The following is a 13,398-nucleotide window of genomic DNA, read 5'->3' as shown; positions in this document are numbered from 1 at the left end:
AAATCGAAGCCTTTCAGATTGGAAGCTTCCACACCTGAGGCTTCAAAAATTCCACCTCAGAGCATCTTGCGGTAATGCTTCTTGCCGTCATAGCTGAACATCGCTTTCTGCCCTTCGACGACCGTTTCCAGATGAACCGGATGGCCCCAAAGCTTGTAAACGTAAGGCAGGGTGCGCTCCAGGTACTTCAGATCAAGCTCGATGCCTTCGTAGCGGTGTTCCAGCAGCAGCTCCCCGGTCCGTTTGAAGTCGCCGTCGGCAACGACGATGTAGGGACTTCCGCCGTTAATGCGGGAATAGACCAGCTGGTCACGGATTTTTTCCCACGTCTTATCTGTAATTTTCCATTCCGGACCCTGCTTCTCAAATACGTAAAGATCGAGATCCTTGACCAGATCCTTCGTTAAATAATTGCGCAGGAAGGAGGTGTCCATGTCGAGCTCACGCACTTCAAAAATCTTCTCGCGTCCCTTGCCGGGCCTGCGGCCAAGACGCTTCTGCTCTTCCTCGGTCGGCTTATCCCAGCGGCGCTCGATATCCTCGAAGATCTTCAGGCCCAGGTAATAGGGATTCAGGCTTTGCGTAGAAGGCTGCACGACAGACGAGTTCAATTTCGCGTATTCAATCGTTTCTTCGCTCGTCAGATCCAGCTCGCGGATAATCCGCTGATGCCAGTAGGAGGCCCAGCCTTCGTTCATGATCTTCGTCTCCATCTGCGGCCAGAAATACAGCATTTCGTCCCGCAGCATCGTCATAATGTCCCGTTGCCATTCCTCCAAGACCTCGGAATATTCCTGGATAAACCACATGATATCCTTCTCAGGCTCCGGGGGGAAAGGGATGCGCAGCGCTCCGGCAGCCTCTCCGTTATCCGCTGGTTTGGACTGCTGTCTTTCGTCCAGGGACCAAAGATCATGATATTCGCCTTCAAATGAATTGCCCTTGGCCTCGCGTCTGGCTTCCTTGATCTTCTCTTCGATATAACGCCGTTTATCCAGCTTGCGGGGTTTAATGATCTGCGGGTCCACATGCTCCTGGATCGCCAGAACGGCGTCGATAAATTTCTCGACACTTTCAGAGCCGTGAATCAATTCATATTGGGCGATGCGCTCGGCTGTTGCCGACATGCTCTCCACCATATCCCGGTTAGAGGCGGAGAAGCGGGCATTATTTTTAAAGAAATCGCAGTGGGCCAGCACATGAGCTACGATGAGCTTGTTTTGGATCAGAGTGTTGCCGTCGAGCAGGAAGGCGTAGCACGGATTGGAATTGATGACAAGCTCGTAGATTTTGCTTAATCCAAGATCGTACTGCATCTTCATTTTGTTGAAGCTCTTGCCAAAGCTCCAGTGGGAGAAGCGGGTCGGCATGCCGTAAGCGCCGAAGGTGTAAATAATGTCAGCCGGGCATATTTCATAACGCATGGGATAGAAGTCCAGGCCGAAGCCTTTGGCGATTTCGGTAATTTGGCTTATCGCGCTTTCAAGCTGATCTAACTCATCCTGATACATATTCGATCCCTCCACATGGTTGTGAACCGGTCATTTGTCAGCTTAAGCTGCTGTAACTAAAGTATATTCAGGAGATGTTCCGATATGTGGGTTCCTGGCGGCAGGCATGAGATTGGATGTGTGAAGCGAGATAGGGACAATGAGGAGAAAGACAAGAAAATTAATGTCGATTCAATAACTTTTTCATCGAGAAATGCCGATATAAAGATTACAAATAAAATGAAACAAATCATATCGGCGCAAAGGGTGAAGGCACATGCAGTTAAGTAAGCTGGACGAGATTCTTTGGAAGAGAAACAAATTAATCACTTGGGTATTCTGGATCATAGCGGTACTCGGATGCTTTCTGGCTTTGAAGAGCAGTTCAATGTGGATCTCAAACGCGGCAGCGCTGCTGTTCAGCATCTGGCTGACTTATGCCAATGCAAAGAAGAAGTGTATCCGCTTAATTCCCTGGCTCGTAGTCGGGCTGATGAGCTTGATTTCAATCTATTTCAGCCTGGACAGCATCAACATTTCGATCAGCCTGTTATTTATTTCAATCCTTTTGTTCTACCCGAGTTTCCGGTATTTCTCCGCAGGCTTTGGGGTCACGCTGATATATGTCATTATACAGATAGCTTTCGGTGTACCTGTTGCTTCTTTGGCGGAAACTGGCGGTTATCTTGATGTAATCGTTATCCTGGCCGTAACCGGCGGCGTCCTGGCGGCTGTGTCTTATCTGAATCAGAAAATGTTTAAGGAAAGTGAGCAGCGCCGGTCCGAGATAGATGATTCGAGCAAACGTATGGAATTTCTGCTGGGCCGGATCAAGGAAGCTGCAGAAAGCCTGGCCTCCTATACGGACGTGATCAGGGGCAAGGTGCAGGTTACCGGAACGATCACTTCAGAGGTGACTACAGCCTTCACAGAGGTGGCCAAGGGGGTTGAGTTTCAGGCAGGGAGCATTTCTGAAATCTCCGAGACTTTGTCAGTAAGTGACCAGCACATCCGGGATGTAGCGGTCAATTCCAAGGAAATGAAGCGGCTGTCGGAACGTACGGCCCATGTCAGTGAAGAAGGCAGCGAGCACATTCGGCAGCTGTCCGAGCAGATGGTCCGTGTCTATGACCTCATGAAATCGACGTCCGCCGAGATGGAGAAGTTTAAGCGCCAAAATGAAGAGATGGCTCATATTTTGAATGTTATCTCAGAGATCGCCCAGCAGACGAATCTGCTTGCCCTAAATGCAGCCATTGAAGCGGCGAGAGCCGGTGAGCAGGGCAGAGGCTTTGCAGTGGTATCTGGTGAGGTGCGCAAGCTTGCTGAAACCTCGGATGAATCGACCAAGCAGATCTCGGACATTTTGTCCAAGCTGCAGGCTCAAACCGAATCGCTGACCGTCCAGTTCGGACAAGGTACCGAGGCGCTGGAGCAGGGCAAGGAGACGGCCGTGCATGCGCTGAATATTTTTAACGATATCCGGCAGGATACCCGCCGCGTGCTCAGTCAGGCAGTTGAGGTGGAGGCAAGCTCGTCCAGCATCCAAACCTTCTCCTCGCAGGTTGTAAATGAGGTTACGGAAATTTCGAGCATTACCGAGGAGTCGAGCGCGGCAGCCCAGCAGATCATGGCGAGCATGGAAGAGCAGCGCAGCATTACGGATGATATGGTGAACGGCTTTGGCGAGCTTGAGAAATTGATCGAGGCGCTGAGCGAGCTTGTGAAGGACAAACAATAGGGACCGCCTGCTTGTTCATTAGAACTTAAGCCCCAAAACGATTATACTGATGAGGGTAATGGATCCTAATCAGAAAGAAGCGAAGGTATGGAGCGGAAGAATAAATTCGTAAGAGAGACCCGCAGCTTTAAGACGGCAAGGGTATTTCCCAGCGACGTTAACAATCACAATACCTTATTCGGCGGAAAATTAATGGCCTACATCGACGACATCGCCTCGATCGCGGCGGCCAAATTCTGCAGAGGAAGCACAGTCACGGCTTCGACGGACTCCGTTGACTTTCTGCATCCGATTATGCCCGGTGATTCCGTCACGCTGGAAGCGTTCGTCACCTGGTCGGGACACAGCTCGATGGAGATCTTTGTGAAGGTGATCCGCGAGCATTTGACCACAGGAGTAAAGCTGATCGCTGCCACCGCGTTTCTGACCTTTGTCGCCTTTGACGAGCAGGGGCAGAAAATGCTGGTTCCTCTGATCGTCCCGGAGACGGAAGAGGAGATCAAGCTGCACCAGACCGCCCCGCAGCGGGCGGAGCAGCGCCGCGTCCGCCGCGAGGCAAGCCGGGAGCTTGCCGCGTTCCTGACCACGGAGTATCCGTGGGAGTAAAGGAGCGGGACTTTGACCCGGCGATCCGCCGAATAATTGAAGCGTCAGAGAAAGATTTAATGGAGGGCAGGCTGTACTCCACATAAGACCCTATCGAATCCATAGAGCATAGTGTGCAGTAGTAGATTGTCCAATGGACAGGGGCGGCGGAGCAATGAACCGCAGATCTTAACTTTAATCCTAAGCTTAAGCTTAATCTTTAACCGATTCCTCCGGGAGTCGGTCTTTTTTTTTGGCATCAGGCTGGATTACTAATCCCAGAAAATCCCCCTAATCCAACTAGCATCCCCCCTTCCCTTCTGTTAAAGTGAAATGACGAATAGATTCAGGGCGGTGAAGGTTATGCCATACGAAATTTCTATATCTGTCAGGCCTTTGGTCGAGTACGTCTACCGGAGCGGCAGCATTACGGGCGGGTTCCGGACGAACGCCACGATGCAGGAGGGCACCCGGATTCACCAGAGCGTCCAGAAATCCTACGCGGAGACGGATCAGAAGGAAGTGTTCCTGACTGCTGACATCTCATACGGGGACTTGCTGTTTCAAATTGAGGGACGCTGTGACGGTCTCATCCAGCTGGATGGGATCTGGACGATCGACGAGATTAAATCGACGGCGGCGCCGCTTCAGGAATTGGGAGACGGGCTTCCGGTGCACTGGGCACAGGGAAAAATGTACGCCTACATGTACGCCAAAGCCGAAGGGCTGCCGGCCATGCAGGTTCAGCTCACCTACGTGCGGACCGGGAGCGGAGAGCAGCGGAAGCTGCTCGTCTCCCATACTTTTGAAGAGCTGGAGGCTTATGCGCTTGAGGTTGTCGCAGCTTATGCGCCTTATGCGGAGATGCTGAGGCAGCATGAAGAGGAGCGGAACGGCTCGATTGCGGAGCTGCCGTTTCCTTTTCCGGCCTACCGGGCAGGCCAGCGGAAGCTTGCAGGGGCTGTATACAAGACGATCCAGGAAGGTGCAGGGCTTATGGCCAAGGCGCCGACGGGAATCGGCAAGACGATGTCGACCTTGTTCCCGGCCGTTAAGGCGATTGGAGCAGGCCATATTAACAAGATCTTTTATTTGACGGCGCGGACGACGACGCGGGCAACGGCCGAGGAGGCTTTTTCCAGGATGCAGGCTCAAGGTCTTCATCTGAACGCGGTAACCGTTACGGCCAAGGACAAGATCTGCTTTAAGGAAGAGGAAGCGTGCGATGCCGGGCAGTGCAGCCTGTGTGAAGGGTATTATGACCGGATTAATGCAGCGGTGCTCGATATTATGCAGCATGAAACACTGATGACCAGGCCTGTAATTGAGGCTTATGCGCGGAAACACCGGGTGTGTCCGTTTGAGTATTCGCTAGACATCGCTTACGCTGCTGATGCGGTTGTGTGCGATTATAATTATATTTTTGACCCGCGGGTATCCCTGAAGCGGCTGTTCGAGGAGCAGAAGAAGCAGACAGCCGTTCTCGTGGACGAGGCGCATAATTTAGTTGACCGGGGACGGAATATGTTCTCCGCGGAGCTGTTCAAATCGGTGTTCCTCAGCATTAAGAGCGAATACAAGACGGCGAACGAAGGGGTTTCGCGGGCGGCGGGTGAGGTCAATTCCTTTCTGGTAGCGGTTAAAAATAACTGCAGCAGCGAAGGCCGCATCATCCAGGCCGAACTTCCGGAAGAGCTGATTACACGTCTGGAAAAATTCGTGGAGACCGCTGAACTGGAGCTTGCAGCGAACAGAGGGGCAGACGGGCCAGCCTATAATCAGGGCAGCCAGGTCAGCCTTGAGGCGCAGGAGGAGCTGCTCAGCACGTATTTTGCAGCCCAGAACTTTATCCGGATGGCCAAGCTGTACAATGATCAATACTTGACCTATGCCGAGATTATCCGCACCGACCTGCGCATCAAGCTGTTCTGTCTTGATCCGTCGGAGCTGCTCCGCCAGGCCGGCAAAGGCTACCGTTCAATTATTCATTTCTCGGCGACGCTGTCTCCGATGAGCTATTACCGGGATATGCTCGGCGCGGATCAAGAGGATTACACGCTCACCATTCCTTCGCCGTTCCGTAAGGAGCAGCTGGAGGTGCGGCTTGTTCCGCTGTCCGTCAGATACAATGACCGGGAGAAGTCCAAAGGAAAGATTGCCAGACTGCTCCAGCAGGTGTGCGAGGAGCGGCGGGGCAGCAATCTGCTTGTCTTCTTCCCCTCATATTCCTATATGCAGGAAGTGTACGATACTTATGTGCAGCACGAAGGCAAAGGAGTGGATGTGATCCTGCAGCAGTCCTCGATGTCGGAGGAGGAGAGGGAGGCATTTCTGTCCGGCTTCCAGCCGAATCCGAAGCGGACGCGGCTTGGTTTTGCTGTGCTGGGAGGCGTCTTCTCCGAAGGAGTCGATCTGCCAGGGGACCGGCTGAACGGCGTCATTGTGGTCGGCACGGGCCTTCCGCAGATTGGACTGGAGAACGATATGCTGCGGGACTATTTTCAGCAAACCGGACGCAACGGGTTTAACTATGCTTATGTATTCCCCGGGATGAATAAGGTGCTTCAGGCAGGCGGCAGACTCATCCGTACCGAGACCGACGAAGGCGTACTGGTGCTGGTGGATGACCGTTTTGCCCAGGAGCCCTACCGTTCCCTGCTGCCTGAAGAGTGGCGGGAATACCGGCTGGTTCAGACGGCTTCGATCTGATGCCAGACCATTTGCCTGATGCCAGACCTTTTGCTTGATGCCGGATGGCGGCGCGCACTGGCAGCATGGGCAGCACGCGCCGCCCATTTCTGGCGAAGCACAGGCTCACGGCCATCCCGCCGCCATGAAACACGACAAAAAAACATGACCCTGAATCAGCAGAGTCATGTTTTTTGTGTTTCGTATTCTTTTTCAAGACAATTACTTGATGCCTTTCATCGCTCTCTGAATGATTGGCGAGATAGCGAACAGGATCACGCCGAGTGCAATTGAGATGACACCGATAATGCCGAAGTACGCCATTTCCGATTCAGGCGAATACAGCTTGACCACCTGGGCGTTGATCGCCTGAGCGGCAGCGTTGGTCAGGAACCACAAGCTCATCGTCTGTGCAGAGAACGCCGCAGGCGCCAGCTTGGTTGTAGCGGACAAGCCTACCGGTGACAAGCAGAGCTCGCCGATCACGACGATCAGGTAGCTGAGCACGAGCCACAGCGGATTCACCAGGCTGTCACTTCCGCCGAAGTATGCTGGCAGCAGGATGACCAGGAAGGACAATCCGGCAAACAACAAGCCGAGTGAGAACTTCTTCGGTATAGAAGGCTGACGGTCGCCAAGCTTTACCCAGAACCAGGCAAACACCGGCGCCAAAATGATGATAAACAGCGGGTTCAGCGATTGGAACCAGGCCGGAGTAAGCGTAATGCCGGCAAACTCAAGCTGTGTCCGTTCTTTTGCATAGGAAGCAAGAATCGTTGAGCCCTGCTCTTGGATCGCCCAGAACATTACAGAGGCAATAAAGAGCGGGATATAAGCCAGAATCCGAGAGCGTTCGTCACGGTTTGTTTTTGGACTATGATACATCATGATGAAGTAAATGGCCGGAATGACAATCCCCAGGATTCCCACCAGCAGAATGAACCGGTCAAAGGTCAAGATTCCCGTCACAATCCCGATCACCGCGAGAGCGGCTACAACGATAATACCGCCGCCGATCCGGGTGTACACTTTCTTCTTCTCTTCAGGAGCCAGCGGGTTGGCGACAATGGTGCCTGCCAGGGCCAGGTTATTTTTTCTGGTAAGCGCAAATACAACAAGGCCAAAGAACATCCCGACAGCTGCCACCCCGAAACCGAGATGGTAGTTATAGTCGCCGAGCGTACCGACGATCAGCGGAGAGAGGAAGCCCCCAAGGTTAATGCCCATGTAATAAATACTGAAGCCCGCATCGCGGCGCTCGTCTGTTGGAGAATAAATTTCCCCGACAATACTGGAGACGTTCGGCTTAAGCAGGCCTGTGCCCAGCACGATCAGCACCATGGATGCAAAGAACAGCGGCACACTGCCCGGAATAGCAAGCACGATATGGCCAAACATAATGAGCACGCCGCCAAAGAACACTGCCCTTGAGGTGCCCAGCACGCGGTCGGCCAGCCAGCCGCCGATAATCCCTGACATGTATACCAGGGAACCGTAAATGGACATGATAGACAAAGCTGTAGTTTCATCTATACCAAGACCGCCGTTCATGACGGTGTCGTACATATAGTAAAGAAGGATTGCTCTCATTCCATAATAAGAGAACCGTTCCCAGAACTCAGTAAAGAAGAGGGTAAACAATCCTTTCGGATGTCCGAAAAATCCTTTCTGCGGGACACTGTTCGCAATTTCCTGTTTCGTGATTTCTGCCATGTAATAACCTCCTGCTGCGATAACTGCTATTAGATATATCAAAATCTCTTCCGTTATTAATACCCATCTTCAAAGGGAATTAACAGAACATACCAATCCTTCATACATCAATCGTGAAAAAGGATAAGATCTGCGGTCCCGACAGCGGTTTCTGGACAGCGGATGGCTGTATTATGTTGAACGCCTTTGAAAATATTATGAAAGAGCATGAAAACGATATGTCTGGATTTCTAATGTAGACTATGAAGCGCTTTCTTGTCCAGTTCTAATTTTTAGCTGTTGCGTTAAAGAGAAAGAACCCCTTCCTCCGCTAATCCGTGGATTCCGGAGTTAAGGAATGAGCAAAATCTTTCCCACACTCTTCCGGCTTTCTAGCAGCTGGTGAGCAGACACCCCTTCTGCAAGAGGAAATGTTGTGACAGGCGGCACACACAGCTGTCCGCTTGTAATCCACTCAAATAGCTCGTGTGCCCGCTTCAGCCGTTCCTTGCGAGACGTTAATACATTCCATAAATCCCCGCCTGTAAGTGTTTTAGATGTATCCATAAGCATACGAGGATCTATGTAAGCCGGATCTCCGCCAGCCATCCCGTAAAATACAACCGTTCCGCCTGTGCGGACTGCCTCAAAGCTCTCGGATAAGGTTGCGCCAACAGATTCATAGACAGCATCCACGCCAATACCTTCCGTCAGCTCTTTGATTCTTTCAACCCAGTTGTCTGAGTACAGCAGCACAGAAGAGGCCCCCGCCTGGGCAGCAGCCTGCCGCTTGCTGTCTGTTGACACCAGCCCAATTGCTGCGGCTCCCAGCATTTTTACAATCTGGATCAGCAGTTGTCCGACTCCGCCAGCGGCTGCATGAACCAAGACGGTATCTCCCTGCTTTACTATATAGCTGTCTCTCGTTAAATAATGAGCGGTTAAACCTTGCAGCAAGACAGACGCGGCCGTTTCACAGGAGATTCCCGCAGGAAGCGGAATAGCTTTCTCAAACGGAACTGCGACCAATTCCGCATTTGCAAACGGCACATCTGCAAAGCCAACGGTGTCCCCAGCCTTCACCCCAGTAACAGAGCTTCCGACCTTCTCGACGATTCCCGCTCCCTCATAACCTAGAATATAAGGAGGATTACCCGCAAGATGATAATTCCCTCTCCGTCTATAAACATCAGCGAAATTTAATCCGATGGCCTGCATTCTCACTAAAATTTCATTGGGCCCGATAACCGGATCTTCCACCTCTCTAAACTGCAATACCTCAGGACCGCCAAAAGCTTCAAATACAAGTGCTTTCATCTCTTTTACCTCGATTACTGTTCGTTATTTTACCACTGTTCTATACATTGTATAAGATAACTGATTGAAAAGGAATTCCGGCACGCCGCGCAAAGCGGCCCTCCAGCAAATGGGACTCTAGGCCCTCCAGCAAATGGCACTCTAATTGATAGCATTATAAATTCCGGTTACAATAGGTTTGTAGGTTTAAATGTTTAAGTATATAAACAAAACAAAAGGAGGGCTTATTGTGAATAAAACGGTTCTGATTACTGGAGCAACAAGCGGACTGGGGTATGATTTTGTGAAATTGTTCGCTGCTGACCAATACAATCTCGTGCTGGCTGCGCGAAACGGAGACAAGCTTCATGAAATCCAACAGCAATATCCTCAATTAAAAGTTACGGTAATCCGAAAGGATTTGAGCATTCCGGGAGCTGCCAAAGAAGTGTTCGATGAACTTCAGGCTAAAGGGATTACAGTCGATGTGCTCGTTAACAATGCAGGCTTTGGCCTTATGGGAAAGTTTGACGAATTAAGCATAACCAAACAAACGGAAATGATTCAGGTAAATATCACCGCTCTGACCGAGCTGACTCATTACTTTCTGCCGCAAATGAAGCTTCGCAGAAGCGGACAAATCATGAACGTGGCCAGTACGGCGGCCTTCCAGCCAGGACCCTTAATGGCGGTCTATTATGCGACCAAAGCATTCGTCCTTTCTTTTTCTGAGGCGCTTGTAGAAGAATTGAAAGGAACGGGCGTAACGGTGACAACTCTATGTCCTGGACCAACCAGAACGAAATTTGGAGAAACCGCCAGTGTGGAAAATACGAAAATGTTCAGCCGGGCAATGGATTCCGCCGCAGTTGCAAAACAGGGCTATAAAGCATTACTGAGGGGACAGCGGGTTGTAGTGACAGGCAGTCTGAACAAGGCAGGGACAATCGCTGCAAAATTTTTGCCAAGAAGCCTTTCAGCTAAAGCTGCAAAGTACATTGCAGGAGAAAAATAAAATGAGCAGACAAGCAATTGACGTATTCAGGTCCTGTATCCCTCTATTCACAGCATTAAGCGATCCAGCGAGGCAGGACATCATTATTCTCCTCGCCGATAAAGAGCCGCTCAGCGTAAATGAGATTGCCCAGCACTCAAACTTGTCCCGGCCCGCGATTTCCCATCATCTCAAAATCCTGCGGGACACCTCACTAGTCACCATAGAGCAAAAAGGGACTCAGCGATACTACTCCCTTGCCTTAGGGCAAAGCATCGAACAGCTAAAGGAACTAATTGAAGTTGTAGAGGATTGCTAGGTATCTTTAGTTGGCGGTAATAAGATCATGTTCTCGACCTGGCATATAGTGCATCTTTAACTTCGATCACTGGCATCACCTCCTTTCGGAGATGGTTGCCAACCGCCCTTTTAGCCGTTAAGTCATTCCTATTAAATGTCTTTATAGATTCTTCCAGCTATGCTACGATAAATCTATAAATTACCTATATCTATAAATTACCTATACATGTAACTTGAGGGGATTGAAATGATCGACAAAGTGATTCGGATTTTTAACATCATTAATGCGATTCAGGCGAACCCGGGGATTTCGGCAAAGGATCTGGCGTTTAAATGTGACGTGAATATCCGCACGATCTACAGGGATATGGATATTTTGGAGCTGATTGCCCCAGTGTCCAGGGAAGGCCGGGGTACCGGGTACCGGTTTATGGGCAGATTTTTCTTGTATCCGCTTAACTTTACAGAGCAGGAGGCGCTGGTCTTTTCTCTGCTGCCTTCCATGCTGGATAAGGAGAAGCTTCCACCGGGGTTTGATACGGCCTACGATAAGGTGATGGGGACGCACCGCAAGGAGAAGTCCACGCAGAATAATATTATCGAAGATATAGCGGGAATTATCCAGATGGGTTCTCCTGCTTACCGCAAGGAAAGTCCGAATTTTCTGCAGCCGATTATTCAGGCCATTTTGGAACAGAGAACGATAGACGCGGTTTATCACACCCAGTATAGAAATGAGACAACGGAACGGAAGATCGATCCTTATTATCTGATCCCCCGCGACCAGCGGTTTTATCTAGTCGGCTACTGCCATGTCAAACAGGGAATCCGGACCTTCCGGATCAGCCGCTTCCAGAACGTTGAGCTTACGAATGAATCCTTCGATAAAGGCAATTTTAATATCAAGCAGTATTTGAAAAATACCTGGTCTATCGACCGTGGAGAGAAGAACACGACCTTCCGGGTCCGGTTTGACCCGGAAGTTGCCCGTTACATCAAGGAAGAAGAGCTGTTTGTTCATCCCCGGATGAAGGATCAGAAGGACGGAAGCCTCATCTTTGAAGTAACCGTAAACAACGAGAAAGAGTTCCTGAAATGGATCCTTCAATACGGCCCGTCGGCAGAAATTCTTGAGCCCAAGGCTGTAAGGGATAACCTTAAAGAGCAGCTGCTGCAGTGGGTAAACATGTATCAATAGGTGTCAATAATGGTTGAGTCAGCAGGTATAACCTCCGCTTCCAGGAAGCGGGGGTTATTTTTTTTGCCAAATTTTATGCCGAACATTCATTCGCTGACAAACAGATGCCCAAAAGACACTTTAAGATTGTATTCAAAGAGAGACAAAGGAGGGAAAGTGCAAAGTGAACCAGGTTATATCGTTTAACTATGCATGGAACAAGGGGTATTATCCGGCCGGCGGGGCAGAAAGCGCCTATTTGCTGATCGAGCTCCAGGGAAGCGGGAAAGACAAGGGCCACGCCCGCTCGCCAATCAATTTGTCTGTGGTGCTTGACCGGAGCGGTTCGATGTCAGGGGACCCTCTCATGTACAGCAAGAAGGCATGCCAATTTGTCGCAGAACAAATGAATGGATCTGACCTGCTGAGTCTTGTGGCTTTTGACGACCATGTTCAAACCGTGATTCCCCCTTCGGCGGTGTTAAATAAGGACTTAATTAAGCAGCATATTGAATCCATCCAGGCTGGAGGTACGACGAATCTAAGCGGAGGGCTGGCTGAAGGAGCGCAGCACGTCCTCAGGAACCGGCAGGAGGGAAGAATTAACCGGGTGATTTTACTGTCGGACGGCCATGCCAATACAGGTATTACAGACCGCAGCCAGCTTAATGCAATCGCCAAGGAATACCGTTCATCCGGGATCGGGATCAGCACCATAGGGGTTGGGGACGGTTTTGATGAAGAGCTGATGGAGGGCATCGCCGAGCATGGCGGGGGCAATTTTTATTATATTGACAAGGCAGACGGGATTCCCGGAGTTTTTGAGCAGGAGCTTGAAGGATTGTTATCGGTGGCTGCTCAGAATATTAAGCTCACCTGCAGCCCTTCTGAGGGCACTCAAATCGTTGGGATTTACGGGTATCCGTCAGAGGGGAATGGGGAGCAAAGCCTTATCCAAATGGGCGACATCTATCATAACGAAGTGAAGACTCTTCTGGTTGAATTGTCCTTTGACCCGCGCGCCGCAGGCGAACACCAGGTACTGCAGTTAAGCTGGGATTATATCGACGTGACGGAGAGTGCGGCTGCGTGCAGCTTCAGCATGGAGGTATCTGCCTCCTTTACGACGGATATTAGTCTCTTGAACGAACCGGGCAGCGCAGAGGTGGAGCAGCAGGTCGGGGTAACAAAGTCAGCTAAAGTCATTGAAGAGGCTATAAAGGCTTTCGACACCGGCAATACGGAAGAGGGAAAGCACCTGCTCAAAATCCAGGCGGATGAACTGCTGCTCATGTCCGTGGTGATGAACAGTCCCATGCTGGCGGAGGAATCAGCCAAGCTTTATACGCACTTAGATAACTTCGAGTATTCGAGCAGGAAGAGGAAAGAGCTGAATCAGGAGAAATACCGCAGGATGAAGCGGAAGTCGTAGGAA

At 50.7% G+C, this 13,398-nt stretch carries 10 protein-coding genes; 7 read left to right on the top strand and 3 right to left on the bottom strand.

Annotation, left to right across the window (positions count from 1 at the left end):
• Nucleotides 1-56 precede the first annotated feature (56 nt).
• Nucleotides 57-1,511 carry a SpoVR family protein gene (locus FCN15_RS05820; protein WP_138494072.1) on the bottom strand — a complete coding sequence of 485 codons (1,455 nt, stop codon included), beginning with the start codon at nt 1,509-1,511 and terminating at the stop codon, nt 57-59.
• Between the two features lie 256 nt (nt 1,512-1,767).
• On the opposite strand from FCN15_RS05820, the gene FCN15_RS05815 reads away from it, so the two are divergent.
• From FCN15_RS05815 to FCN15_RS05805, 3 genes are all read left to right on the top strand, one after another.
• The gene (locus FCN15_RS05815; RefSeq protein WP_138494071.1) at nt 1,768-3,231 is read left to right on the top strand and encodes a methyl-accepting chemotaxis protein; all 1,464 of its coding nucleotides are present in this window, start codon (nt 1,768-1,770) and stop codon (nt 3,229-3,231) included.
• Nucleotides 3,232-3,318: 87 nt separating this feature from the next.
• Complete coding sequence (locus FCN15_RS05810) at nt 3,319-3,837, top strand: acyl-CoA thioesterase (protein ID WP_138494070.1); 519 nt, start codon at nt 3,319-3,321, stop codon at nt 3,835-3,837.
• Between the two features lie 342 nt (nt 3,838-4,179).
• The gene (locus FCN15_RS05805; protein WP_138494069.1) at nt 4,180-6,525 is read left to right on the top strand and encodes an ATP-dependent DNA helicase; all 2,346 of its coding nucleotides are present in this window, start codon (nt 4,180-4,182) and stop codon (nt 6,523-6,525) included.
• Nucleotides 6,526-6,726: 201 nt separating this feature from the next.
• Here the strand turns inward: FCN15_RS05805 and FCN15_RS05800 are convergent, their stop codons facing one another.
• Both FCN15_RS05800 and FCN15_RS05795 read right to left on the bottom strand, forming a co-directional pair.
• A complete protein-coding gene (locus tag FCN15_RS05800; protein WP_138494068.1) occupies nt 6,727-8,217 on the bottom strand; it encodes a peptide MFS transporter in 1,491 nt (496 codons plus the stop codon).
• A gap of 330 nt (nt 8,218-8,547) precedes the next feature.
• On the bottom strand, nt 8,548-9,513 hold the full coding sequence (locus tag FCN15_RS05795; protein ID WP_138494067.1) for a quinone oxidoreductase family protein: 966 nt from the start codon (nt 9,511-9,513) through the stop codon (nt 8,548-8,550).
• A gap of 229 nt (nt 9,514-9,742) precedes the next feature.
• Here FCN15_RS05795 and FCN15_RS05790 point away from each other — a divergent pair, with 229 nt between their 5' ends.
• The 4 genes from FCN15_RS05790 (at nt 9,743) to FCN15_RS05775 (ending at nt 13,395) form a co-directional block, all read left to right on the top strand.
• Nucleotides 9,743-10,507 (top strand): SDR family NAD(P)-dependent oxidoreductase, encoded by a 765-nt coding sequence (locus FCN15_RS05790; RefSeq protein ID WP_138494066.1) that lies wholly within the window; start codon nt 9,743-9,745, stop codon nt 10,505-10,507.
• A 1-nt stretch (nt 10,508) separates the two neighbouring features.
• A complete protein-coding gene (locus FCN15_RS05785) occupies nt 10,509-10,805 on the top strand; it encodes an ArsR/SmtB family transcription factor (RefSeq protein ID WP_138494065.1) in 297 nt (98 codons plus the stop codon).
• Nucleotides 10,806-11,033: 228 nt separating this feature from the next.
• Complete coding sequence (locus FCN15_RS05780) at nt 11,034-11,984, top strand: helix-turn-helix transcriptional regulator (protein WP_138494064.1); 951 nt, start codon at nt 11,034-11,036, stop codon at nt 11,982-11,984.
• Between the two features lie 163 nt (nt 11,985-12,147).
• The gene (locus FCN15_RS05775) at nt 12,148-13,395 is read left to right on the top strand and encodes a vWA domain-containing protein (RefSeq protein WP_138494063.1); all 1,248 of its coding nucleotides are present in this window, start codon (nt 12,148-12,150) and stop codon (nt 13,393-13,395) included.
• Nucleotides 13,396-13,398 lie beyond the last annotated feature (3 nt).

It is taken from the genome of Paenibacillus pinistramenti (assembly GCF_005869875.1).
GTDB lineage: Bacteria > Bacillota > Bacilli > Paenibacillales > Paenibacillaceae > Fontibacillus > Fontibacillus pinistramenti.
This window is presented reverse-complemented; position numbering and strand designations above follow the sequence as displayed.